General features: G+C 74.3%; 22 protein-coding genes. 15 read left to right on the forward strand and 7 right to left on the reverse strand.

Annotated elements, in window-relative coordinates; all coding sequences use genetic code 11:
• The first annotated feature begins 236 nt into the window (after positions 1-236).
• The gene (locus tag K1J57_RS21075) at positions 237-1,391 is read left to right on the forward strand and encodes an acyl-CoA dehydrogenase family protein (protein WP_220560309.1); all 1,155 of its coding nucleotides are present in this window, start codon (positions 237-239) and stop codon (positions 1,389-1,391) included.
• A 36-nt stretch (positions 1,392-1,427) separates the two neighbouring features.
• On the opposite strand, the gene K1J57_RS21080 is transcribed toward K1J57_RS21075, so the two are convergent.
• Entirely contained in the window at positions 1,428-2,189 is a 762-nt protein-coding gene (locus K1J57_RS21080) for a 4'-phosphopantetheinyl transferase superfamily protein (protein ID WP_220560310.1), read from the reverse strand.
• A gap of 104 nt (positions 2,190-2,293) precedes the next feature.
• On the opposite strand from K1J57_RS21080, the gene K1J57_RS21085 reads away from it, so the two are divergent.
• From K1J57_RS21085 to K1J57_RS21100, 4 genes are all read left to right on the forward strand, one after another.
• Positions 2,294-2,461, forward strand: a complete 168-nt coding sequence (locus tag K1J57_RS21085; protein ID WP_220565935.1) for a hypothetical protein — start codon at positions 2,294-2,296, stop codon at positions 2,459-2,461.
• Between the two features lie 53 nt (positions 2,462-2,514).
• Positions 2,515-3,321 carry a DeoR/GlpR family DNA-binding transcription regulator gene (locus K1J57_RS21090; protein WP_220560311.1) on the forward strand — a complete coding sequence of 269 codons (807 nt, stop codon included), beginning with the start codon at positions 2,515-2,517 and terminating at the stop codon, positions 3,319-3,321.
• A gap of 117 nt (positions 3,322-3,438) precedes the next feature.
• Positions 3,439-4,257, forward strand: coding sequence for a polyprenol monophosphomannose synthase (locus K1J57_RS21095; protein ID WP_220560312.1), 819 nt, complete (start codon positions 3,439-3,441; stop codon positions 4,255-4,257).
• 167 nt (positions 4,258-4,424) lie between these two features.
• The gene (locus K1J57_RS21100) at positions 4,425-4,844 is read left to right on the forward strand and encodes a hypothetical protein (protein WP_220560314.1); all 420 of its coding nucleotides are present in this window, start codon (positions 4,425-4,427) and stop codon (positions 4,842-4,844) included.
• A gap of 31 nt (positions 4,845-4,875) precedes the next feature.
• On the opposite strand, the gene K1J57_RS21105 is transcribed toward K1J57_RS21100, so the two are convergent.
• The 3 genes from K1J57_RS21105 to K1J57_RS21115 all read right to left on the reverse strand — a co-directional run bounded on the left by K1J57_RS21105 (position 4,876) and on the right by K1J57_RS21115 (position 10,061).
• Positions 4,876-6,480, reverse strand: a complete 1,605-nt coding sequence (locus tag K1J57_RS21105; protein ID WP_220560315.1) for a DHA2 family efflux MFS transporter permease subunit — start codon at positions 6,478-6,480, stop codon at positions 4,876-4,878.
• A 100-nt stretch (positions 6,481-6,580) separates the two neighbouring features.
• A complete protein-coding gene (locus tag K1J57_RS21110; protein ID WP_220560316.1) occupies positions 6,581-9,286 on the reverse strand; it encodes an ABC transporter permease in 2,706 nt (901 codons plus the stop codon).
• A gap of 4 nt (positions 9,287-9,290) precedes the next feature.
• Positions 9,291-10,061, reverse strand: a complete 771-nt coding sequence (locus K1J57_RS21115; protein ID WP_255646463.1) for an ABC transporter ATP-binding protein — start codon at positions 10,059-10,061, stop codon at positions 9,291-9,293.
• A 358-nt stretch (positions 10,062-10,419) separates the two neighbouring features.
• On the opposite strand from K1J57_RS21115, the gene K1J57_RS21120 reads away from it, so the two are divergent.
• The 5 genes from K1J57_RS21120 to K1J57_RS21140 all read left to right on the forward strand — a co-directional run bounded on the left by K1J57_RS21120 (position 10,420) and on the right by K1J57_RS21140 (position 14,892).
• The gene (locus K1J57_RS21120) at positions 10,420-11,688 is read left to right on the forward strand and encodes a sensor histidine kinase (RefSeq protein WP_220560317.1); all 1,269 of its coding nucleotides are present in this window, start codon (positions 10,420-10,422) and stop codon (positions 11,686-11,688) included.
• Complete coding sequence (locus K1J57_RS21125) at positions 11,685-12,344, forward strand: response regulator transcription factor (RefSeq protein WP_220560318.1); 660 nt, start codon at positions 11,685-11,687, stop codon at positions 12,342-12,344. Before K1J57_RS21120 ends, K1J57_RS21125 begins: the two co-directional genes overlap by 4 nt.
• A 184-nt stretch (positions 12,345-12,528) precedes the next feature.
• Positions 12,529-13,233 (forward strand): beta-ketoacyl-ACP reductase, encoded by a 705-nt coding sequence (locus K1J57_RS21130; protein ID WP_220560319.1) that lies wholly within the window; start codon positions 12,529-12,531, stop codon positions 13,231-13,233.
• Positions 13,234-13,287: 54 nt separating this feature from the next.
• On the forward strand, positions 13,288-14,052 hold the full coding sequence (gene fabI, locus K1J57_RS21135; RefSeq protein ID WP_220560320.1) for an enoyl-ACP reductase FabI: 765 nt from the start codon (positions 13,288-13,290) through the stop codon (positions 14,050-14,052).
• 78 nt (positions 14,053-14,130) lie between these two features.
• Positions 14,131-14,892: an SDR family NAD(P)-dependent oxidoreductase gene (locus tag K1J57_RS21140; RefSeq protein ID WP_220560322.1), complete on the forward strand. Its 762-nt coding sequence runs from the start codon at positions 14,131-14,133 to the stop codon at positions 14,890-14,892.
• Here K1J57_RS21140 and K1J57_RS21145 read toward each other — a convergent pair.
• On the reverse strand, positions 14,843-16,249 hold the full coding sequence (locus tag K1J57_RS21145) for a serine hydrolase (RefSeq protein ID WP_220560324.1): 1,407 nt from the start codon (positions 16,247-16,249) through the stop codon (positions 14,843-14,845). The two genes, K1J57_RS21140 and K1J57_RS21145, sit on opposite strands and share 50 nt — an antisense overlap.
• A 62-nt stretch (positions 16,250-16,311) precedes the next feature.
• Here K1J57_RS21145 and K1J57_RS21150 point away from each other — a divergent pair, with 62 nt between their 5' ends.
• The 4 genes from K1J57_RS21150 (at position 16,312) to K1J57_RS34025 (ending at position 20,248) form a co-directional block, all read left to right on the forward strand.
• Positions 16,312-16,935: a TetR/AcrR family transcriptional regulator gene (locus tag K1J57_RS21150; RefSeq protein ID WP_220560325.1), complete on the forward strand. Its 624-nt coding sequence runs from the start codon at positions 16,312-16,314 to the stop codon at positions 16,933-16,935.
• A gap of 171 nt (positions 16,936-17,106) precedes the next feature.
• Positions 17,107-17,958 (forward strand): polyphosphate polymerase domain-containing protein, encoded by an 852-nt coding sequence (locus tag K1J57_RS21155; protein WP_255646464.1) that lies wholly within the window; start codon positions 17,107-17,109, stop codon positions 17,956-17,958.
• Positions 17,955-18,641, forward strand: a complete 687-nt coding sequence (locus tag K1J57_RS21160) for a DUF4956 domain-containing protein (protein WP_220560327.1) — start codon at positions 17,955-17,957, stop codon at positions 18,639-18,641. Before K1J57_RS21155 ends, K1J57_RS21160 begins: the two co-directional genes overlap by 4 nt.
• Positions 18,642-18,646: 5 nt before the next feature.
• Positions 18,647-20,248, forward strand: a complete 1,602-nt coding sequence (locus K1J57_RS34025; RefSeq protein WP_220560328.1) for a CotH kinase family protein — start codon at positions 18,647-18,649, stop codon at positions 20,246-20,248.
• 50 nt (positions 20,249-20,298) lie between these two features.
• On the opposite strand, the gene K1J57_RS21170 is transcribed toward K1J57_RS34025, so the two are convergent.
• Positions 20,299-21,753, reverse strand: a complete 1,455-nt coding sequence (locus tag K1J57_RS21170; protein WP_220560329.1) for a cell wall metabolism sensor histidine kinase WalK — start codon at positions 21,751-21,753, stop codon at positions 20,299-20,301.
• Positions 21,750-22,460 (reverse strand): response regulator transcription factor, encoded by a 711-nt coding sequence (locus tag K1J57_RS21175; RefSeq protein WP_220560330.1) that lies wholly within the window; start codon positions 22,458-22,460, stop codon positions 21,750-21,752. Before K1J57_RS21175 ends, K1J57_RS21170 begins: the two co-directional genes overlap by 4 nt.
• A gap of 132 nt (positions 22,461-22,592) precedes the next feature.
• Between K1J57_RS21175 and K1J57_RS21180 the strand changes: the two genes are divergently transcribed.
• Positions 22,593-23,081, forward strand: a complete 489-nt coding sequence (locus K1J57_RS21180; RefSeq protein ID WP_220560331.1) for a glutathione peroxidase — start codon at positions 22,593-22,595, stop codon at positions 23,079-23,081.
• Positions 23,082-23,127 lie beyond the last annotated feature (46 nt).

Raw genomic sequence — 23,127 nt, forward strand, 5'->3', positions numbered from 1 at the left:
CATGGCGTGGAATCTAGGCGTTCCGGGCGCCGCTGTACAGATGCCCTCCGCGGGCGGCCGCGGCGGAACACCTCGTGCAGCCCCCCTCGGCCCCCGGGGCCCCGGTGTCCAAGGGGCGCCTCCCGGAGTGGGTGTCGCCATGGGATATGGTGCCGTGCGTCACTATATAGTTGGACGTCCTACTACATTCCCGCGGAAGATCCCGGGGAATGGCGAGGAACCGGTGGAGAGGACTCATGGCGGTCGAACGCATGCTGCCCACGCCCGAGGCGGAACAGCTCCTGGAGCTGACCCGGGAACTCGTGGACAAGGAGCTCGCCCCGCGCGCCGCCCGGGACGAGGAGGAGGGCGCCTTCCCCCGCGACCTGTTCCGCACCCTGGGGGCGGCCGGACTGCTCGGCCTGCCCTACGACGAGGAGTACGGCGGCTCGGGCCAGCCCTACGAGGTCTACCTCCAGGTCGTGGAGGAGCTGGCCCGCGGCTGGCTCGCCGTCGGCCTGGGCGTCAGCGTCCACACCCTGTCCTGCTACCCCCTGGCGTCCTTCGGATCCGACGCCCAGAAGGCCGAGCACCTGCCCGCCATGCTCGGCGGCGACCGGCTGGGCGCCTACTGCCTGTCGGAGACCGCCTCCGGCTCCGACGCCGCGGCCATGACCACCCGCGCCGAACGCGACGGTGACGGCTACCTGGTCAACGGCGCCAAGGCGTGGATCACCCACGGCGGCGAGGCCGACCACTACACCCTGTTCGCCCGCACCGGCGCCCCCGACTCCGGGGCCCGTGGCATCAGCTGCCTGCACGTCCCGGCCGGCGTCCCGGGCCTGTCGGCGGCCGCGCCCGAACGCAAGATGGGCATGCGCTCCTCCACCACCTCCGGGGTCCTCTTCGACGGCGTCCGCGTCGGTGCCGACGCCCTCATCGGGGAGGAGGGCAAGGGGTTCGGCATCGCCCTGTCGGCCCTGGACTCCGGCCGCCTGGGCATCGCCGCCTGCGCGGTAGGCGTCGCCCAGGCCGCCCTCGACGCCGCCCTGGCCTACTCCCGGGAGCGCCGCCAGTTCGGCTCCGCCATCGGCGACTTCCAGGGGGTCGGCTTCATGCTCGCCGACATGGCCACCCAGGTCGCCGCCTCCCGCGAGCTGTACCTGGCCGCCGCCCGCCGCCGCGACGCCGGCCTGGCCTTCTCCGAGCAGGCCGCCATGGCCAAGCTCATGGCCACCGACACCGCCATGAGGGTCACCACCGACGCCGTCCAGGTCTTCGGCGGCTACGGCTACACCCGCGACTTCCCGGTCGAGCGCTACATGCGCGAGGCCAAGGTCCTCCAGATCGTCGAGGGCACCAACCAGATCCAGCGCCTGGTGATCAGCCGCCATCTCGCCCGCCGCGCCTGAGCCGCCACCGCCGCCGCGGCCGCCCGCGGCGGCGGTTCAACGGCGCAGCAGGTCCCGGACGGCCGACGGGGGGTGCAGCACCGGCTCCACCGGGCGGTCGGTGAGCACCGCCAGCGCCGCCCGGTACTCCTCTCCCCGGTCCAGGTCGGTCAGCCACGCCGCCTCCGGGTCGCCGCCCCCCGTCCACTCCAGCAGCCGCGCGCCGGTGTGCGGAGGGCTCACCGTCACCCGGCGCAGGCCCCCGGCCAGCCCCAGGCCGGTGGCCTTGAGCAGCGCCTCCTTGCGCGCCCAGTAGCCGAAGAACGCCCCCGTGCGCTCGGCCTCCGACAGCCCCTCCCACGCCTCGCGCTCGGTGTCGGACAGCGTGTAGGCCGCCAGCCCGCCCAGGTCGCGCGAGGCCGACACCCGCTCCACGTCCACGCCCACCGGGACGCCCTCGGAGACCACCAGCACCACCCACTCGCCCGAGTGGCTCACCGAGATCTCCCACCCGCCGGCCGGGCCGGTCGGGTGCGGCTTGCCGTGCGGCTCGGCGTCCCGCTCCGCCCCGGCGCGCTCCTTCTCGTCACAGGAGCGGCAGCGCAGCTCGAAGGCGACCTCCCGCGGGTCGCAGCCCGCCCGCTCCGCCAGCGCCAGCCGGGACATCGCCCGGGCCAGCAGGTGCCGGTCCCGGTCGGCCCGGTGCAGGAACCGGTCGCCCCGGGCCCGTTCACGCTCGTCCAACAGGTCCGAGAGCCGGTCCGCGGCCGAGGACGTGTGCGCCCACCAGACCTCGGGCGCCAGAGGAGGGAGAGTCATGCCCCCATTGTGGACCCGGTCGCACGGTGTTCGGTGGTGTGAGGGGGGTCCGAACCGGGAATCGGGTAAAGGACAGGTCAGCCCGTCCCCTGGGGAGGCCGGAGATGTCCGTTGTGATGTTGTTCGGAGCCGGAGCGCTCGTCGGACTGGTGGCCCTCACCGCGGTCATCATCGCGACCCTCCTGACCGAGGACCCCGACCGTATCGACACGCCCCTCGACGCCGAGGAGGCCGAGGAGGAGCGCCCGGTCGCCGGCAGGTCCGTACTCTAGACCGGGCACGGGCACCGCCCGTGCCCCCGCCCGGAGCACGGAAGGTCAGGTCCATGGTCGAGGAGAACCGTCCGGCGTTCGCCGCCGAACGCCGGGAGCGCATTCTCGAACTCGTGCGCGCCAACGGCACGATGTCCCTGCGCGACATCGCCGTCAAGGTGCACGCCTCCGAGGTCACCGTCCGCCGCGACGTGCGCGCCCTGGAGACCGAGGGGCTGGTCGACCGCCGCCGCGGGGGAGTGGCCCTGCCCGGGCGCATCGGCCACGAGCAGAGCTACACCGGCCGCAGCGGCCAGGCCGCCGCGGAGAAGGCCGCCATCGCCGCCTCCGCCGCCCGGCTGGTCCGCCCGGGCGACGCCGTCACCATCGGCCCCGGCACCACCACCGAGGCCCTGGCCCGGGAGCTGGCCTCCCGCTCGGACATCACCGTCGTCACCAACTCGCTGCGGGTCGCCGAGGCCCTGGCCGGCTCGACCGGCGTCGAGGTCGTGGTCACCGGCGGCACCCTCTACGGGCCCGCCCGGGCCCTGGTCGGCGCCGCCGCCGAACAGAGCCTCAAGGGGCTGCGCGTCACCCGCGCCTTCCTGTCGGGCAACGGGGTGAGCGCCGAGCGCGGACTGAGCACCCCCAACCCCGCCGTCGCGGGCGTGGACACGGCCCTGGCCGACTGCGCCGAGGAGACCGTGGTCCTGGCCGACCACACCAAGATCGGGGCCGACACCATGGTCGCCACCGTCCCGCCCGAGGAGATCGCCCACCTGGTCACGGACAGTAGCTCCGACCCCGAGGTCCTGATGACCCTGGAGGAGACCGGGGCCCTGGTCCACGTCGCCGTCGTGGCACGTGAACGGGGGCAGTGAGCCCCGCTTGCGCCCGCAAAGGGCGTACCCTACCGTTCACGCCCATTGTGCGTTCCGTGCCCGATGGGTGATCCTGGACGCACCCGACGCCGACCGACCCTCAGGAGCCTTCCGCGCATGCCCTCCTCAGCGACGCCCCCGGAGCACCCCCCGTCCGCGCCGGTGCGCGTCACCCCCGAGCCGGTCGCCCTGCCCGAGCCCTGGTCCCGGGCCGCGCTGACGGTGGTCGTGCCCACCTACGAGGAGGCGGAGAACCTGCCGGTGCTGGTCCGGCAGCTCATGTCCCTCGACCTGCCCGGGCTCCGGGCCGTGGTCGTGGACGACAACTCGCCCGACGGCACCGGGGAGATCGCCGACAAGCTCGCCCTGGAGTTCCCCGGCCGGGTCTCGGTGGTGCACCGCACGGCCAAGGACGGGCTGGGCCGCGCCTACGTGGCCGGGATGACCCGGGCCCTGGAGGACGGCGCCGAGTACGTCGCGCAGATGGACGCCGACCTCAGCCACCCCGTCGGCTACCTCCCCCAGCTGCTGGGCACCCTGCTGGCGACCAACGCCGGGGTCGTCATCGGCAGCCGCTACGTGCCCGGCGGCAGCCTGTCCGAGCAGTGGGGTCTGCGCCGCCGCCTGCTCAGCGGGTGGGCCAACGCCTACGTCAAGACGGTGCTGGCCATCCCGGTCCGCGACGTCACCGCGGGCTTCAAGGTGTGGCGGGCCTCCGCCCTGGAGGTGCTCGACCTGCCGGGCATCGAGAGCACCGGCTACGCCTTCCAGGTGGAGATGCACTACCGGGCCTTCCGCCGGGGGCAGAAGATCGTCGAGATCCCCATCCACTTCGAGGAGAGGGCCGTGGGCGAGAGCAAGCTGGACGGCGCCGTCGCCCTGGAGGCGGCCCTGCGCCCGCTGCGGCTGCGCCGCGCCGAGAACTCGCGCCGCTGACCGGCGCCGTCCCCGCCTCCCGTAAAACCTCGCCCCGGCCTGTGATGATCCCGGTGCCGCGGGGGTAGGAGGGACCCCACGGCGGATCGGCCGCACGGCGCCGGCACCGGCCCGGACGCCGGTGCGGACGCGATCCGCGGAGAGGCCGACCACGGACGGGGGAGACGATGACCGAGCCGTACGACGTGGACACCGACATGGGGGACGACCCGGAGCGCAGCCTGATCGAGGAGCGCGAACGGCGGGTCGAGAACGACTACGACATCGAGGGCTACGAGTTCGAGGACGACGACAGCCGCGGCGAGCGCGGGATCGACCGCGCGGTGGCCGACGAGCGGAGCGACGTCCTGCCCCGCCAGAGCTGGGACGTGGAGGCCCCCTCCGCGGAGGAGGACGCCCTGCGGGTCGAGGACGACGACTCGGTGGACGAGGACGCGCCGGGGGCGGCCGTCCGCGACGCCGGGGGCGGCCGGACGGAGGGGCACCCGGCGGACTCGCCCGACGGCCGCGGCGACCGCACCGAGGACACGGACGCCTACGTCCCCGACGCCGAGGACCCCAGGGACACCGGGGCGCCGGACGCCTGACCCGGCGCCGACGCGAGGGGCCGCGGGGCCGTCAGCCGCTCCGTCCGGGAGGCGGACCGTCCTGGGGCCGCCCCGCGGCGGACCCCGGGCAGGAGCGCAACGGCGGCCCCGCCACCCCGCAGAACCGCAGCGGCCGCTCCCCGGCGCCCGGGGGCACCGCGGCGGCCTCCTCGGCCGGCGGGCCGCCCGCGGCGGCCCCGGAGGCGGCGGGCGTCCGCCCCCGCGGCAGCAGCAGCGCGCACAGCGCGGCCGCCGCGCACAGCCCGGCCAGGATGAGCATCGCGGTCCCGAACCCGGAGGCCAGGGACCCGGCGTCGGCGGCGCCCCCGGCCTCCCCGCCCGCGGCGATCCCCGCCAGGGCCGGGACCGCGGCCACGCCGATCAGCTGGGCGCCGCGCGCGAACGTGTTGTTCACCCCCGACGCCAGGCCCGCGTGCCGTTCCGGCACCGACGCCAGCACGGTCGCGGTCAGCGGCGCCACCGTGGTGGACAGCCCCAGCGCGACCAGCAGCACCCCGGGCAGCACTTCGGTGAGGTAGGCGGCGTCGGTGCCGATCCGCGACAGCAGCCACAGGCCGGCCGCCACCAGCAGCGGACCGGCGACCAGCTGGGGGCGCGGGCCGATCCGCGCGGCCAGCTTCCCGGACCGGGCCGACAGCGCCAGCATCAGCACGGTGATGGGCAGCGAGGCGGCCCCGGCCGCGATCGGCGGGTAGCCGGCGACCTCCTGGAGGTAGATCACCAGCAGGAAGAACAGCGGCCCCAGCGCACCGTAGACGAGCACGGTCGCCGCGTTGGTCGCGCTGAACCCCCGGGAGGCGAACATCCCCAGCGGCAGCATCGGGTCGGCGACCCGCGACTCCACCACCAGGAACAGCGCCAGGGCGAGCACGCCGACGGCCGCACCCGTCCACACCGCCGGGGTGGCGCCCGCCGCGCCCCACTGGATGAGCGCGTAGGTGGTGCCGCCCAGCGCCACCACACCCAGCAGCGCCCCCGGGTAGTCGAGCCGCCGCGCCGCCTCGGGGTCGCGCGACTCGGGCACCTTGAACCACGCGATGGCCAGCACGACCGCCGCCAGCGGCAGGTTGATGAGGAAGATGAGCCGCCAGTCGCCGATCTGCACCAGCCACCCGCCGACGAAGGGGCCGATCGCGGAGGCCACCCCGGTCAGCCCCGACCAGGCGCCGATCGCCCGGGCCCGGTCCTGCTCCCGGAACCCCGCCTGGAGGATGGCCAGGCTGCCCGGGGTCAGCAGCGCGCCGCCCACCCCCTGCACGATCCGGCCCGCCACCAGCCACTCCAGCGTCGGGGCGAACGTGCACAGGGCCGACGCCACCGCGAACACCGCCACACCCCAGACGAACAGCCGCACCCGGCCGAACCGGTCCGACAGCGACCCGCTGAGCAGGATGAGCGCGGACAGCGTCACCATGTACCCGTTGACGATCCACTGGAGCCCGGACAGCCCGGTCCGCAGGTCGCCCTCGATGGCGGGCAGCGCCACCGTCACGACCGTCGAGTCCAGGAACGCCATCCCCGAGCCGAGCACCGTGGCGGTGAGCATCCACCGGGCCTCGGGCGAACCCCAGGCCACACCCCCCGCCGCGACCGGCCTCGCCGTCGAACCGCCCATCGGCCCCACCCCCCGGCCCCACGGTACGACGCGGGCCCCCGCCGTGGGCGGGGGCCCGAGCACTTCCGTTCCGTGTGTTGACGCCGGATGTGGGCGGTGTTTACTCGCTCGCCAGCGCCCCGGTGATCGAGGTGCCCGCGGCGCGGCGTGCGGGCAGCACCGCGGCGATCAGCCCGGCCAGCACCGACACCGCGATGAACACCGCGATCTGGCCGGAGGGGACGGCGAACACCATGTTCGGCAGCACCGAGTCCGCGGCCGCCCAGCCGAACAGCACCCCGAACACGATGCCGATGCCGGCGCCGATGAGGCACAGCAGCACCGCCTCGACGCTGAGCATCCGCCGCAGCTGGGCCTTGGTCAGACCCAGCGCCCGCAGCAGCGCCGACTCGCGGGTGCGCTCCAGCACCGACAGGGCCATGGTGTTGGCGATGCCGAACACCGCGATGATGATCGCCAGCCCCAGCATCGCCGCCACCGTGTAGAAGGCGATGTCGAGGATACCGGTGAACTGCTCCTTCATCTCGGCCACGGACATGACCTGGAGGGTCGGGTGGTCCTCCACGGAGCTCAGGACGGCGTCCCGCACCCGGTCGGCCTCGGTGTCGGCGTCGGCGACCACGTACAGCGTCCGGTCCTCCCGGACCTCGGGGTAGGCGGCGGCGAAGTCCTCCGGGTCGACGGTGGCGCCCGTCAGGCCGCCCCCGTTCTCGGTGATCGCGACGATGTCGAGCTCCAGGTCGTCGGCGCCCCACAGTCCCGGGACGGTGAAGGTGTCGCCCACCCGCGCCCCGTCGGCGTAGCCCTCGGACACCACGACCCTGCCGGGGCCGAGGTCGGTGAGGTCGCCCTCGACGGTGTCCGCGGTCAGATCGACGCCGATCCGGCCGTTGATGTACGTGGTGACCGGCATGCTCTGGTCCCCGCCGAGCTCCACGTACACGTTGCGGTCGGCGATCACCCGCTCCAGCTCGTCCTGCTCGCCGAGCGTGTCCCGCACCTCGGCCGGGATGCCCGGGTCCAGGGGCAGGGCCAGGCCCTCGACCTCGGAGTCCGCCGCCGCGGCGGCCGGGTCCGTCCCCGGCTGCTCCTCGGCGGCCCCCTCGGCCGGGGCCCCCTCGGCGGGGGCTCCCTCGGCGGCGGCGCCCTCCGCGGGGGCGGCCTCCTCGCCCGTCCCCTCGGCGGGGGCGTCCTCGGCGGCCGGGACCGCCTCGGTGCCCATCTGGGCCATGATCTGGTAGTCCACCGGGAACTGCTCGTCCAGCATCTTGGTCAGGGTCGTCTCCGTGGAGGCGCTCACCACCGAGTAGCCCGTGATGAGCGTGGCGCCCACGGTCAGCGCGATCATCGCGGTGGCGGCCCGGCGCGGGTTGCGCACGGAGTTGTCCACCGCCAGCATGCTCGGCACCCCCACCCGGCGCAGCGGCAGGCCCACCACGTTCACGATCCCGCGCACCAGCAGCGGCCCCAGGACCACCACCCCCAGGAAGGCGATCAGCGCGGAGCCGGTGACGATGACCGGGCCCAGCTGGTTCGGGCCGGCGAGCTGGCTGACCGCGACCAGGGCCGCGGACGCGGCGAAGGCGAGCAGGCCCAGGACCACACGCACCCAGCCGGTGCCCTTCTCCAGCCCGGCGGCGGTGGCGCTGGTGCGCAGCGCCGCCAGCGGCGCCACCCGGGTGGCCCGGGTGGCGGGGACCAGGGCGGAGAACACGGTCACCACGGTGCCCAGGACCATGCCGGTGGCCACGGCCAGGGGCGTGACGGTGAGCGCGGCTCCGTCCATGCCCAGCAGCGGCCCTCCGAAGGTGGCCCCGGCCATCCCGATGCCGATGCCCGCCAGGACCCCCAGGGCGGACGCGACCAGGCCCACGATCAGGGATTCGGCCAGCATCGACCGGAACACCTGGGAGCGCTTGGCGCCCACGCACCGCAGCAGGGCCAGCTCGCGCTGGCGCTGGGCGATGAGGATGGCGAAGGTGTTGTAGATGACGATGCCGGCCACGAACATGGCGATGAAGGAGAACAGCAGCAGCACGACGCGCAGCATCGCGGTGTCGGCGCCGGACTCCTCGGCCAGGGCCACCCCGAACTCCTCGCCGGTCAGCACCTCGGCGTCGGCACCCAGGACCCCGGCGACCGCGTCGGCGACCTGCCGGTCGGTGTAGCCCTCGGCGGCCACGGCGTCGATCTCGACGTACCCCTCGGCCGCGGTCATCCCGCCCAGGGTCGCGTGGTCGAAGACCACCACGCCGCTGTAGCTGTACCGGGGGTCGGCGCCGAACTCGACCAGGCCGGTGAGGGTGAACTCCCGCTTCTCCTGGTCCGGGTCGAGGACGGTCACGGTGTCGCCGACCCCGAACCCGAGCTGTTCGGCGGTGGAGACGGCCAGGGCGATCTCGTCGCCGCCGGCGGGCAGGTCGCCCTCCTCGGCGGAGAACCGGGTGTGCTCGCCGAAGGACACCGCCGCGGGCGGCACGAAGCCGGACGCGCGGCCCTCGGAGTCGAGCAGGACGACCTGCCCCTCCGCCAGGCCGTCGGCCCCCGCGACCTGCGGGAGCGCGCGGATCTCGGTCAGGGCCTCCTCGGCCAGGGGGGCGGGCTCCTCCTCGCCCCCCTCCGCCGGGACGGCGATGGCGTCGACCGAGGTGGCCGAGCCCATGACGGTCTTCTCGTACCCGGCCTCCAGGGTGTCGGCGAAGACCATGGTGCCGGTGGTGAACATGACGCCGAGCATGATCGCCAGCACGGTCGTGACGTACCGGGACTTGTGCAGGCGCAGCCCGGCCAGTGTGGTGCGCAGCATCGGATCAGGCCTCTTCCAGCTTGAGCAGCCGCTGGGAGACCAGTTCGGCGGTGGGCTCGGTCACCTCGTCCACGAGGCGGCCGTCGCGCAGGAACACCACCCGGTCGGCGTAGGAGGCGGCGACCGGGTCGTGGGTGACCATGACGATGGTCTGGTGCAGCTCCTTGGCGGAGGCGCGCAGGAACTCCAGCACCTCGGCGCCCGAGCGCGAGTCCAGGTTGCCGGTCGGCTCGTCGGCGTAGACCACCTCGGGGGCGTTGAGCAGGGCGCGGGCCACGGCCACGCGCTGCTGCTGGCCGCCGGAGAGCTTGGCCGGCAGGTGGTGCAGCCGCTCGCGCAGCCCGACCACCCCGATGATGCGGTCGAACCGCTCCCGGTCCACCTTGCGCTTGGCGATCTGGGAGGGCAGCAGGATGTTCTGCTCGGCGGTGAGCATCGGCAGCAGGTTGAACGACTGGAAGATGAACCCGATGCGGTCGCGGCGCAGCAGGGTCAGCTCGGCGTCGCGCAGCCCGGTGATCTGCGTCCGGCCCAGGTGCACGCTGCCGGAGGTGGCCACGTCCAGCCCGGCCAGGCAGTGCATGAGGGTCGACTTGCCCGAGCCCGAGGGGCCCATGATCGCGGTGAACGCGCCCCGGTGGAACTCCACGTCGACCCCGTCCAGGGCGTGCACGCGGGTCTCCCCGGTGTCGTAGACCTTGGTCAGACCCCGGGCCACCACCACCGGGGGCGGGGCCACGGGGGAGGAGAGGGGATCCACTGCGGGTGCGTTCACGGGAACTGCTCCAGACGATGTGCGGTGACGATGGACCGGGGCGCACCGGATGGGACGGGTCCCGCCCGGCGGCGCCGCCGGTGATCTCAACGCTAGGTCCGGGAAAAGCCCGGGACCTCGGCCCCCAGGACGGTTTCCCCCCTCGTCCAAAGGAAGGAGGCGCGGGGGCGGACCGACCCCTTCGTCCTGTCGGCCCCCCGACTTTCGTCGGTTGTCCCCCGGGCACCGAAGGTGACGGATGCCCGCTTTCACCCGCTCTGAACTGCGAGGACATCGAAAGGCGGCGGTTCTCCCCCGAGTCGGCGCCGCGCCCGCGCGCCCGCCGGACCGCCGGGCGCCCCGCCGTAGACTCCGCAGCATGTGGAAGTGGGTGAAGGAGTCGGGCAGGGCGCTGGGCGCCCTGGGCCGGCGCAACGGCCGCTGGTGGTGGGAGCGCAGGCTCGTCTTCGCCGACTGGTTCTACGCCCTGGCGCCGCTGCCGTTCAGCGCCATGTTCCAGCTGTCCTCGGGCTCCTCGGGGAGCATCGGGATCCTGGGCGGCACGTTCGTGTTCCTCCTGAACTCGCTGGCGCCGGTCAACGCCTTCGCGACCCTCCTCGCCGGGTTCGTGTTCTACGGCGCCCCCGTCCTGTGGGCCGCCGCCATGGTGCTGCTGCGCCGCACCGACCCGCGGTGGCTGCTGGTCAGCTCGCTCGTGATCCTGCTGCTGTTCGGCAACTTCGTGCCAGCGGCCATCGCCCTGTACTCCTACGCCGTCTACTTCTCCGACCGCCGTGTCCTGGTGGCCTGGCTGGTCGCGCTGAGCCTGGCCGTGACCGCCTCCTACCAGGCGGTCTTCCTGGGGTACTTCTTCCTCATCACCGGGTTCCTGATCACCCCCACGGTCATGGGCCTGTGGGTGGGCACCCGGCGCCAGCTCATCGACCGCCTCCACGAGCGCGCCGAGCGCCTGGAGCGCGAACAGCACCTGCTCGCCGACCAGGCCATCACCGCCGAGCGCACCCGCATCGCCCGCGAGATGCACGACGTGGTCGCCCACCGGGTCAGCCTCATGGTCCTGCACGCGGGCGGCCTGGAGGTCTCCTCCGACGACCCGCGCACCATCGAGACCGCCGGGGTCATCCGCACCACCGGCCGCGAGGCCCTGACCGAGCTGCGCGGCATCCTCGGCGTGCTGCGCGAGGAGGGCGCGGCCGCGCCCACCGCGCCCCAGCCCGTGCTGTCCGACCTGGACCGCCTGGTCCGGGAGTGGCGCGCCGCCGGGATGGAGATCGGGCTCACCGAGACCGGCGGGGACCGGCCCGTCCCCGGGTCCGTGCAGCGCACCGTCTACCGCATCGTCCAGGAGGGGCTGACCAACGCGGCCAAGCACGCCCAGGGGGCCCGCGTCACGGTGCTCCTGCACCGGGCCCCGGACCGGATGGAGGTGGAGGTGGCCAACGGCCCGGCCCCGGCCGGGGCCGGGGCGCCCGCGCCGCGCAGCGGGTTCGGCCTCACCGGCCTGCGCGAACGCGTCGTGCTGGCGGGCGGGGACCTCACCGCCGGTGTGTGCCCGGACGGCGGCTGGCGGTTGCGCGCTATCGTGCCGACCGATACACCCGCAGGCGCCGAGGAGGCCGTTCCGTGATCCGCACCGTCCTGATCGACGACGAACAACTGGTCCGGTCCGGACTGCGGATGATCCTGGATTCGGCGCCCGACATCGAGGTGGTCGGCGAGGGCGGCGACGGGGCCGAGGCGATCCGCCTCACCGAGGAGCTGGCCCCCGACGTGGTCCTGCTCGACATCCGCATGCCCGGCGTGGACGGCCTCACCGCCGCCGCCCGGCTGGCCGCCCTGCCCGACCCGCCGCACGTGGTGCTGCTCACCACCTTCGACCTGGACGAGTACGTGCACGGCGCGCTGCGCGCCGGGGCGGTCGGCTTCCTGCTCAAGGACACCCCGCCGCGCGACCTCATCGCCGCGGTGCGCACCGTGCACGAGGGCAACGCCATGCTCTCGCCCAGTGTCACCAAGCGCATGCTGGAGCGGTTCGCCGCCCCGGCCCCGGCCGACTCCGCCGAGGGCCGGGCCAGCGCCGAGCGGCGCCTGGAGGTGCTGAGCGAACGCGAGCGCGCCGTCCTGGTCGCCGTCGCCCAGGGCATGTCCAACGCCGAGGCGGGGCGCGCCCTGGGGATGCGGGAGGCCACCGTCAAGGCGCACGTCAGCCGCATCCTCGCCAAGCTCGGCATGTCCAACCGCGTCCAGGCGGCCATCCTCGCCCACGACGCCGGGTGGGCCTGACGGCGTGACCCGCCTCACCCCGGCCGGTCCGGCATGTCGGAACCCCACAGGAAGCCGGGGAGGAGTCCTGTACCCGGCCGCATTGCGACCACCCCCCGCGACCTCGGTACGCTGCATTGCGATCCCCGACCCCGTCACGTGCCGTGGCCGCCCCGGCGGCCGCGGGTAGAACAAGGAGCCCTCTATGTCCCGCTCGGTACTGGTCACCGGCGGCAACCGCGGAATCGGCCTGGCCATCGCCCGTGAACTGGCCGCCGGCGGCGACGACGTGGCCGTGACCTACCGGTCCGGCGAGCCCCCGGAGGGGTTCCTGGGCGTGCGCTGCGACATCACCGACTCCGCCCAGGTCGACGCCGCGTTCAAGGAGGTCGAGGAGGCGCAGGGGCCCGTCGAGGTCCTCGTCGCCAACGCCGGGATCACCAAGGACCAGCTCCTGGCCCTCATGAGCGAGGACGACTTCTCGTCGGTGCTCGACACCAACCTCACCGGTTCCTTCCGTGTCGCCAAGCGCGCCGTCCGCGGCATGATGCGCAAGCGCTCGGGACGGATCATCCTCATCTCCTCGGTGGTGGGCCTGCTCGGCTCCGGCGGCCAGGCCAACTACGCCGCCTCCAAGGCCGGGCTCGTCGGCTTCGGCCGTTCGCTCGCCCGCGAGCTGGGCTCGCGCAACATCACGGTCAACGTGGTGGCGCCCGGGTTCATCGAGACCGACATGACCGGCGCCCTGCCGGAGGAGCGCCAGGCCGAGATCAAGAAGAACATCCCCCTGGGCCGCTACGGCACCACGGAGGACATCGCACGCACGGTGTCCTTCCTCGCCGGGCCCGGCGGCGCCTACATCAGCGGCGCGGTCATCCCCGTCGACGGCGGCATGGGCATGGGCCACTGAGCCGACCCGGCCCACCGCACAGCAGACCAGAAACAGGACGGACAACCCGACACCATGGGACTTCTCGAAGGTAAGCGCATCCTCGTCACCGGGGTGCTCACCGACTCCTCCATCGCCTTCCACGTCGCCCGCCTGGCCCAGGAGCAGGGCGCCACGGTCGTCCTGACCGGCTACGGCCGCCTGAGCCTGGTGGAGCGCATCGCCAAGCGCCTGCCCGAGCCGCCGCCGGTCCTGGAGCTGGACGTCACCGACGACGAGCAGCTGGGGACCCTGGCCGCGCGTGTGAGCGAGCACGTCGACGGCCTGGACGGCATCGTCCACTCCATCGGGTTCACCCCGCAGGACGCCCTGGGCGGCAACTTCCTCAACACGCAGTGGTCGGACGTGGCCACCGCGATGCACACCTCGACGTTCTCGCTGAAGTCGCTGACCACCTCGCTGACGCCGCTCATGAAGAACGGCGGCTCGGTGGTGGCGCTGGACTTCGACAACAGCGTCTCGTACCCGATCTACGACTGGATGGGCGTGGCCAAGTCCGCGCTCACCTCCACCGCCCGCTACCTGGCCCGCTACGTCGGCGACCAGAACATCCGGGTGAACCTGGTCTCGGCCGGCCCGCTGAGCACCATGGCCGCGCGCAGCATCCCCGGGTTCGAGGAGCTGGCCAAGCACTGGCCCGAGCGCGCCCCGCTGGGCTGGGACGTGAGCGACCCCGAGCCCGCGGCCAAGGCCGTCGTGGCCCTGCTGTCGGACTGGTTCCCGGCCACCACCGGCGAGATCGTCCACGTGGACGGCGGGTTCCACTCCACCGGGGCCTGAGCGCCCTGCTAGGTTGACGCGGTCGGTCCCCGCTCCCCGGGGGCCGGCCGTACTCGTTGCAGAGGGAGGGACGCGGACATGGATCTGGGACTGTCGGGCGCCAAGGTCTTGGTGACGGGGGCCAGCCGGGGGATCGGCCGGGCCATCGCCGAGGTGTTCGCGGACGAGGGCGCCGACCTGGCGCTGTGCGCCCGGGACGGGGTGCCCCTGGCGGAGGCGGCGGGGGAGCTGAGCTCCAAGGGCGCCAAGGTGTACGCCCTGCCCCTGGACGTCCGCGACCACGACGCGCTGACCGCCTTCGTGGCCGACGCGGCCGCCGACCTCGGCGGGCTGGACGTGCTGGTCTCCAACGTCTCCGGCGGCAGCGCGCCCACCCCCGACCAGTGGGAGCGGGCCTTCGACACCGACCTCGTTCCGTTCCTGCGGCTGACCGAGGCGGCGGAGCCCCACCTGGCGGCCTCGGCCCGGGGCGGGTCGGCGGTGCTGATCTCCACCACCTCGGCGCTGCACGTCACCCCGCCCGCCGGGGCCCGCTCCTACGGGGCGGTCAAGGCGGCCCTGAACCACCACGCCTCCTCCCTGGCCCGCGCCTGGGCGCCGCAGGGGGTGCGGGTCAACACCGTCTCGCCGGGGCCGATCGAGTTCCCCGGCGGCGGCTGGGCCCGCCGCCGGGAGGAGGACCCGGACTTCTACGAGGGCATCCGCTCGCGCATCCCCTTCGGGCGGCTGGGCCGCCCGGAGGAGGTGGCCCGCGCGGTCGCCTTCCTCGCGTCGCCGGCGGCGGCCTTCGTCACCGGCCAGAACCTCGTCGTGGACGGCGGCTTCCTGGACCGGGTCTGACCCCGCCCCGCAGGAGGGGCGCCAGGCCCCGCACGGCCAGGACCGCGCCCAGCAGGCCCCCGGCCGCCACGGCCAGGGCGAGGTCGGGGATCCACAGCAGTGAGCTGCGCGGCCCGAGGTAGGAGAGCAGCGCGGCCGAGGCGACGGCGGCGAGCACGCCGACGGTGCCCAGGGCGGTGCGGGTCCGGCCCCGGCCCGGCCGCACGGCCGCCGCGCCCAGCCCCAGGGCCGCGGCGGTCGCGCCCCAGGCCGCGGCCGGGGGGATCCACGCGGCGGCGGGCTCCTCCACCGGGGTGCCCGAGAGCATCCGGGCGAGGTCGAAGGCGATCCGCTGGATCTCCCCGTCGGCGGCGATCGCGTAGGCGTTCTGGGCGACCACCACCGCACGGTCGCGTTCGGGCAGCAGCACCACGATCGCGGCGTACCCCGGGGTGGCCCCGCCGTGGAACACGACCGGCTCCCCGGTGCCCGACAGCTCGGTCTCCCGCCAGCTCAGCCCGTAGGTCTGCGCCGACCCGGGCACCGGGACGACGCCCTCGCGCATGCCCGCCAGGGTCTGCGCGTCCAGCAGCGGTGGGTCGGGGTCCAGCTGGAGGCGGGCGAACGCGGCCAGGTCGTCCAGGGTCCCGCCGAGGTAGCCGTAGGCGACGCCCTCGTCGTCCACCTTCCCGGCGTCGGCGCCCGCCACCGGCACGCCCCACAGGAAGCGGTGGCCGGGGGTGAGCCCGGCGGCCCGGGCCTCCTCCGCGTCGGTGAACGCGCCGTCCATCCCGGCGGGTTCCAGCACCGCCTCCCGCAGGTGGCCGTGCAGGTCCCCGGTGACCTCCTCGATCACGGCCCCGAGCAGCAGGTGGTTGGCGCTGGAGTAGGCGTGCGTCCCGGGCTCCGCGGCCGCGACCCCGGCCAGGTGCTCCACCCGCTCGTCGAGGCCCATCGCGTCCGGCCCGTAGTGGTCCGCCACCGCGAAGGCGGCGCGTTCGGGGATCCCGGAGGTGTGCGTCATCAGGTGGCGGACGGTGATGTCGCGCCCCTCGAAGGCGGGCAGGTGGTCGCCCACCGGCGCGTCGGGGTCCAGCCTCCCCTCCTCGGCCAGGACGAGGGCGGCGGTGGCCGTGACGGGCTTGGCGACCGACCCCCACAGGAAGGCGGTGCCGGCGTCCACCGGTTCCCCGGCGCCGTCGACGCCGGTGTGGAAGGCGTGCTCCACGCCCTCGGGTCCGACCACGGCGTAGGCCAGCCCGGGGACTCCGACCGCGGCGGCGTGCGCTTCGGCGCGGGCGTCCATGGCCCCGGTGTCCGCGGCCTCGGCGGGTGGGAGGGGGGTCAGTGCGAGCAGCAGGGCGAGGGGGAGGCGCATCGGCGTCCTTTCGATAACCGTATTGGCATATTGTTATAGCCGTATGCTGATACGGTCAACCCGTGCCACGAACCGCAGACCACGACCAGCGCCGTGCCCAGATCGCGGACGCCGTGACCGACCTCATCGCCTCCGGCGGCCTGGCGGCGGTCACCGTCGCCCGCACCGCCGACCGCGCGGGCATCTCCGTCGGCCTGGTCCAGCACTACTTCCCGGCCAAGGACGACATGCTCCTGCACGCCTTCGAGCGGGTGGGCGCCGCCGTCGCCGCCCGGGTCGCGGACGTGATCGCGGGGGGCGTCCGGCACGAGCGCTCCATCGCCGACGTCCTGGCCGCCGCCCTGGCCGAGTACCTGCCCCTGGACGGGCGCCGCCGGGCCGAGTTCCGCGTCACCCGCACCTTCGCGGGCCGCGCCCTGGAGAACCCCCGCCTGGCCGAGGTGGACGCCCGCACCGCCGCCACCATGCGTGCCGAGATCGCCCGCGCGGTCACCAACGGCTTCGAGTGCGGCGAGGTCGACCCCGCCGCCGACCCCGCCCTGGCCGCCGCCCGCCTGGCCGCCGCGACCGAGGGCCTGGCGACCGCCCTGTACCGCGACCCCGGCGAGCGGGACCGCGCCCTGGCCGTCCTGCGCGCCGAGATCGACGCGGTCTTCACCGGGGAGTGCCGCCAGTACACCGGCTGACCGCGCCCGGACCCCTCTCACCCGATTCCAACCCGGGCCCGCACCCGCCCTCCCACCTGGGCGGACGCCCCGGTTCCCAGCGAACTCCCAGGAAACTCCCGGGAAGGTCCCCGCCCCGTCGTGTTCCGTTCCTCGAGTCGTCACCGAACGAACCGAGAGGGGACACCGACCGTGCCGACGGACACGACCTCGGCGGGCGACCGCCTCCGTGCGCCGAGCAGGCTGCACGCCTTCAACCGCTACGAGCTCAAGTACCTGGTGCCGCGCTCCCGGCTGGCCGACGTGCGCGCCGAGCTGGGCGCCCGTATGCGGCGCGACCCGTACGCCGGGGACGACGGCTACGCGGTCTGGAGCCTGTACTACGACACCGACCGCCTGCGCTTCTACTGGGAGAAGATCGAGGGGCTGCGCTTCCGCCGCAAGCTCCGCATCCGCCGCTACGGCGAACTCGGGGACGCCCCCGAGGACACCCCGGTGTCGGTCGAGATCAAGCAGCGCGTCAACCGGGTCACCCAGAAGCGCCGGGTCATCCTGCCCTACCACCTGGCCCGCGGCCTGTGCGACCGGCGGATCCGCGTCGCCCACCCCGACGCCGACCCGGCGTTCGTGGACGAGGTCCTGGACCTGGTCCACCGGCTGGACCTGCGTCCCGTCGCCATGACCGGCTACCGCCGCGAACCCTACGTCGGCGTCGACGCCGACCTGGGGCTGCGCGTCACCCTCGACCACCGGGTGCGCGGCCGCGACCGCGACTTCGACCTGCGGGCCCCGGCCGAGAACCGGTACATCATCCGCCCCGACCTGGCGGTGCTGGAGGTCAAGGTCAACGAGCGCGTCCCCTCCTGGGTGACCGACCTGGCCGCCCGCATGGACCTGCAGGTCCAGCGCATCTCCAAGTATTGCCAGAGCGTCGAGGCCTGCGGCCGCGCCCCGCGCTCCGTGTTCCACCTGCCCGACGGCGACGCCGCCGAGGCCCGACCGCTGACCGCCGACCACCGCACCGCTCCGGAGCCCGCCCGATGAACCTCGACTTCTCCCTCACCGACCTGTCCGGAACGTTCAGCGTCATGGACGTGGCCCTCGCCATGGGCCTGGCCTTCGCGATGAGCCTGGTGGTGGCCTGGACCTACCGGGCCACCCACCGCAACATCTCCTACAGCCAGAGCTACGTCCACACCCTGATCGTCCTGGGCATGCTCATCGCGCTCATCATGCTGGTGGTGGGCTCCAACATCGCCCGGGCCTTCGCGCTGGTGGGCGCCCTGTCCGTGGTGCGCTTCCGCAACGCGATCAAGGAGACCCGCGACGTCGGGTTCATCTTCCTGGTCATGGGCATCGGCATGGCCTGTGGCACCCGGTTCTACCTGCTGGCCGTGCTGGCGACCGTGCTCATCTGCGCCGTCGTGCTGCTGATGCACCGGTTCGACTGGTTCTCGCTGAACGTCCAGCGCCAGGTCGTCAAGGTGCAGGTGCCCGCGGACGGCGACGACCACGCCCCGTTCGTGGAGGACGTCCTCATCCGCTTCACCGACGAGTACGAGCTGATCGGCACCGAGAGCGTGCGCGGCGGCTCCCTGCTGGAGTTCGTCTACACCGCCCGCCTCAAGAAGGGCGCCGAGCCCCGCGAGCTGGTCGCGGCCCTGCGCTCGGTCGCCTCCGGGCAGAAGGCCACCGTCCTGACCGGCTACGACCAGACGGACCTGTGACCCCCATGGAAGCGGAGGACACCGCCGCGGAGGGCGCCGCACCCCGGCCCCGGCTCCGCCACCGCATCCCCGCGCGGCTGCGCCACCACGGGTGGAGGGCCGCCGTCCTCGCGGCCGGGCTGGTCGCGGTGCTGCTGCTCCTGGCACCGACCCGGATCACGCCCTACGTGACCTCGGCCCCGGTCCCCGACGACGGGATCACCGAGGACATCGAGGGCACCGCCGACCTGTTCGCCGACGGATCGCACACCATCGAGGTGACCTTCGACGAGCAGGAGTACGCCGAGATGATGGACGCCTTCCAGGAGGAGGGGGAGAAGGAGTACATCCGGGCGGACATCGTCATCGACGGCACCGGGATCGAGGACGTGGGCCTGCGGCTCAAGGGCAACTCCACCCTCATGGGCCTGCGCGGCGGCGGCCGCGAGGAGGAGGAAGGCGCGGGCGGCGGTCCCGGCGGGGTCGCCCTGTCGGAGGACGCTCCCGAGGACCTGCCCTGGCTGATCTCCTTCGACGAGTACGCCGAGGGGCGCGCCTACCAGGGCCACACCGAGCTCGCCCTGCGCCCCGCCGCCTCCGGCTCCGACACCGCGCTCAACGAGGCCCTGGCCCTGGAGCTGACCGAAGCGGCCGGGCAGACCACCCAGGACCACACGGTCACCTCGTTCACGGTCAACGGGGAGGGCACGGCCGTGCGCCTGCTGCTGGACCACCCCGACGCCGCCTGGGCGGCCGGGCTCGGTGACGGGGTGCTCTACAAGGGCCGCGCCGGCGGGTCCTTCGACTACCTCGGTGAGGACCCCACCGAGTACGAGGACGCGTTCAAGCAGGTCAACGCCGAGGGCGCCTACGACCTGACGCCGGTCATGGAACTGCTGCGGTTCGTGGACGAGGCCGACGACGCCGAGTTCGCCGAGGAGCTGGACGGGCACCTGGACGTGGAGTCCTTCGCCCGCCACCTGGCGCTCCAGGACCTGGTGTCCAACACCGACGGCATGGACGGCCCCGGCAACAACTACTACCTCTGGTACGACCTCTCCGAGGAGCGGTTCACCGTCCTGTCCTGGGACCTCAACCTGGCCTTCGGCGGCATGGGCGGGGGCGGTCCGACGGGCGGCGGGGGCGGTGGGACCCCCGAAGGCACGGAGGCGCCCCAGGGGACGCAGCCGCCGGCGGGCATGGAGTTCCCGGAGGGCATGGAGCCTCCGGAGGGCATGGGGCTTCCCGAGGGCGCGGAGCCTCCGGAGGGCGTGGAACCGCCCCAGGGGGGCTTCCCCGGCGGTGAGCGCGGGGAAGGGGGCGGCATGTCGATGGGCGGCAGCGGGGCGCTCAAGGAACGCTTCCTCGCGGACGCCGGCTTCGAAGCGCTCTACGAGTCCGCCTACGCCGACCTCTACGCCGAACTGGTCGGGAGCGGTACCGCAGCGGACCTGCTCGCCGAGGTCACCGCGCGGGCCGAGGAGGCCGGGGACACCACCGCCGCCGAGGTCTCCGCGGGCCTGGCCGAGCGGCTGGAGGCGATCACCGCCGAGCTGTCCGCCGACACCGGCCTCCCGGGCACCGTCCCGGGCGGCTCCGCCCCCGCGGCCCCCGACACAGGGGGATGACGGCCGGCCCCCGGTGCCGGCGGCCGCCGTCGGCACCGGGGGCCGGGGCCTCATCCCAGCGGCAGCAGCACCGTGAACACCGTTCCGCCCTCCGGGCCGGAGTCCGCCGTCACCACCCCCTGGTGCGCCCCCACCAGGGCCGCCACGATCGCCAGCCCCAGCCCGGCGCCCGGCCCGCGCGGCCCCGGCGCCCGGTAGAACCGGTCGAACACGAACGGCAGGTCCGCCGCGGCGATCCCCGGCCCCTCGTCGGCGACGGTCACGACCGCCACCTCGGCCACCTCCGGCGGCAGCTCCCCGGCCCGCGCCGGGGCGCCGCCCTCCGGCACCGGGCCCCGGTCCACCCGCACCAGCACCGGCGTCCCCTCCGGGGTGTGGGCGACCGCGTTGCCCACCAGGTTCTCCAGGACCTGGCGCAGCCTGCCCGGATCGCCCACGGCCCGCACCGGCACGGCCGCCTCGACCCGCACCGGCGCCCGGGGCGCCCGGGCCGACACGGCCGCGGCGACCTCCCGGGCGATCGCCCCCAGCTCCACGTCGGCCCGTTCCAGAGCGGGCTCCTCGTCGAACCGGGACAGCACCAGGAGGTCGTCCACCAGCGCGCCCATCCGCTCGGCCTCGCCCTCGATCCGCGCCACCCAGCCGTCGCCGCGTTCGTCCCCGGCCACCACGCCCCGGTCGCGCCCCTGGCGGTACAGCTCGGCGAACCCCCGGATCGACGACAGCGGTGTGCGCAGCTCGTGGGAGGCGTCCGCGACGAACCGCCGGGTGGTGGCCGCCGACCGGTCGCGCTCGGCCAGCGCCCGGGACAGCTCGCCCAGCATCGTGTTCAGCGCCTCGCCCACCCGGTCCACCTCCGCGGCCGCGCCGTCGCGGGGCACCCGCCGGTCCAGGTCGCCCCCGGCGATCGCCCGGGCGGTCTCCTCCATCTCCCGCAGCGGCCGCAGCCTGCGGTGCACCACCGCGGTCGCGCCGACCCCCAGCGCGGTCAGGATGACCGCGCCGACCGACACCTCGATGAGCACCAGGGTGCGCACGGTGGTGCCGACGCCGCCGAGCGACTGCGCCACCACCGCCGCGCCGCCGTCCTCCCGCGCGGTGGCCAGCACCCGCCAGTCGTCCCCGCCACCGGTGTCCGGCAGCGTGAAGGGGACGCCCGCGCGCTCGCGCAGCCCCTCGGCGCCCACCCCGGACACGTCGGGCAGCCCCTCGTCCCCGGAGCTCTGCCCGCTGCTCCGTGTCACCTCGCCGTCGGCGGACACCGACAGCGACCGCAGGTCGGTGGGCAGCGGCGGCGGCCGGTGCCCGGCCTCCTCCGGTGGGAACCCATCGGAGCGCGGGGGCGCCTCGGCGGCGGCCAGCCCGCGCAGGCGGTGGTCCACCTCCTGGACGAGCGCCCGGTGCAGCAGCAGCACCCCGGCGGCCCCCGACACCACCAGCCCCAGGGCGACCAGGGCCAGCACCGCCAGCGTGATCCCGCCGCGCAGCGACCGCGGCCGCCTCACCGTTCGGCCCGGGGCGGGCGGAGCCCGTAGCCGACCCCGCGCACCGTCCGGATCAGCGGCGGCCGGTCCCGGTCGATCTTGCGCCTCAGGTAGCTGATGTAGGTCTCCACCACCCGCACGTCGTCGCTCTGGCCGCCCCACACCCGGTCCAGGATCTGCGTCTTGGTCAGCACCCGGCCCGCGTTGGCCAGCAGGTAGCGCAGCAGCGCGAACTCGGTGGGGGACAGGTCGATCGGCACCCCGCCGCGCCGCACCTCGTGGGCGTCCTCGTCCAGCTCCAGGTCGCCGTAGCGCAGCGGCTCCCCGGCCGCCTCGGCGCCGGACCGGCGCAGCACCGCCCGCAGCCGCAGGACGACCTCCTCCAGGCTGAACGGCTTGGTGATGTAGTCGTCGGCCCCCGCCCGCAGACCCGAGATCCGGTCCCCGACCGTGTCCCGCGCGGTCAGGAACAGCAGCGGCAGCCCGGGGACCCGGGCCCGCAGGTCCCCGACCAGGTCCAGGCCGCTGCGCCCGGGCAGGGTCACGTCCACCAGCGCGATGTCGGGCGCGAACCCGGACAGGGCCGCCAGCGCGCCCTCGGCGTGGGGCGCGCCCCGCGTGGTGAAGCCGCTCAGCTCCAGGGACGCCGTGAGCAGCTCCAGGATGTTGGGTTCGTCCTCCACGATGAGGACCCGGGGCCCCTCGGCCCCGGCAGGGGAATGCTCCATCGACTGCTCCCGTCTTCGCCCGCCGCCGTGCGGCAGGTTACGCCGTCCGGGTGAGAGACCGGTGAGAGCGCGCCGCGCGGCTCTGGCACTCTGGAGTCCGGCGCGCAGGCACGGTGACGAGGGGTGTGGACCATGGCGGAGTTGAACGAGATCCCGGTGACGCTGATCGACGGGCGCGAGACGACCTTCGGGGAGTGGGCGGACAAGGTCCGCCTGGTGGTGAACGTGGCCTCCCGCTGCGGGCTCACCCCGCAGTACGGTGCGCTGGAGGAGCTGCAGAAGACCTACGGCGACCGTGGGTTCACGGTGCTGGGCTTCCCCAGCAACCAGTTCCTCCAGGAGTTCGGCGGCGAGGACAGGATCGCCGAGTACTGCTCCATGACCTGGGGCGTGACCTTCCCGATGATGAGCAAGGTCAAGGTGAACGGCAGGGGGAGGCATCCCCTGTACGCCGAGCTCACCCGGACCCCGGACGCCGGGGGCGACGCGGGGCGGGTCAAGTGGAACTTCGAGAAGTTCCTGGTCCTGCCCGACGGCGCGGTCCACCGCTTCCGGCCCTCGACCGTGCCCGACGACCCGGCGATCGTCGCGCTCATCGAGGAGAACCTCCCCCGGGGCTGACCCCGGCGCCCGCCCGGGCCGTTCCGGCGGGGTCGACACGGACCCG

The sequence above is a fragment of the Nocardiopsis sp. MT53 genome (genome assembly GCF_019598965.1).
Taxonomy (GTDB): domain Bacteria; phylum Actinomycetota; class Actinomycetes; order Streptosporangiales; family Streptosporangiaceae; genus Nocardiopsis; species Nocardiopsis changdeensis.

Coding starts and splice junctions, on each gene's coding strand:
- K1J57_RS21105 (WP_220560315.1), bottom strand. CDS start 6,480: ATGGGCGGTTCGACGGCGAGGCCGGTCGCGGCGGGGGGTGTGGCCTGG.
- K1J57_RS21140 (WP_220560322.1), top strand. CDS start 14,131: ATGGATCTGGGACTGTCGGGCGCCAAGGTCTTGGTGACGGGGGCCAGC.
- K1J57_RS21120 (WP_220560317.1), top strand. CDS start 10,420: ATGTGGAAGTGGGTGAAGGAGTCGGGCAGGGCGCTGGGCGCCCTGGGC.
- K1J57_RS21130 (WP_220560319.1), top strand. CDS start 12,529: ATGTCCCGCTCGGTACTGGTCACCGGCGGCAACCGCGGAATCGGCCTG.
- K1J57_RS21100 (WP_220560314.1), top strand. CDS start 4,425: ATGACCGAGCCGTACGACGTGGACACCGACATGGGGGACGACCCGGAG.
- K1J57_RS21095 (WP_220560312.1), top strand. CDS start 3,439: ATGCCCTCCTCAGCGACGCCCCCGGAGCACCCCCCGTCCGCGCCGGTG.
- K1J57_RS21145 (WP_220560324.1), bottom strand. CDS start 16,249: ATGCGCCTCCCCCTCGCCCTGCTGCTCGCACTGACCCCCCTCCCACCC.
- K1J57_RS21085 (WP_220565935.1), top strand. CDS start 2,294: ATGTCCGTTGTGATGTTGTTCGGAGCCGGAGCGCTCGTCGGACTGGTG.
- K1J57_RS21180 (WP_220560331.1), top strand. CDS start 22,593: ATGGCGGAGTTGAACGAGATCCCGGTGACGCTGATCGACGGGCGCGAG.
- K1J57_RS21175 (WP_220560330.1), bottom strand. CDS start 22,460: ATGGAGCATTCCCCTGCCGGGGCCGAGGGGCCCCGGGTCCTCATCGTG.
- K1J57_RS21090 (WP_220560311.1), top strand. CDS start 2,515: ATGGTCGAGGAGAACCGTCCGGCGTTCGCCGCCGAACGCCGGGAGCGC.
- fabI (WP_220560320.1), top strand. CDS start 13,288: ATGGGACTTCTCGAAGGTAAGCGCATCCTCGTCACCGGGGTGCTCACC.
- K1J57_RS21110 (WP_220560316.1), bottom strand. CDS start 9,286: ATGCTGCGCACCACACTGGCCGGGCTGCGCCTGCACAAGTCCCGGTAC.
- K1J57_RS21080 (WP_220560310.1), bottom strand. CDS start 2,189: ATGACTCTCCCTCCTCTGGCGCCCGAGGTCTGGTGGGCGCACACGTCC.
- K1J57_RS21160 (WP_220560327.1), top strand. CDS start 17,955: ATGAACCTCGACTTCTCCCTCACCGACCTGTCCGGAACGTTCAGCGTC.
- K1J57_RS34025 (WP_220560328.1), top strand. CDS start 18,647: ATGGAAGCGGAGGACACCGCCGCGGAGGGCGCCGCACCCCGGCCCCGG.
- K1J57_RS21075 (WP_220560309.1), top strand. CDS start 237: ATGGCGGTCGAACGCATGCTGCCCACGCCCGAGGCGGAACAGCTCCTG.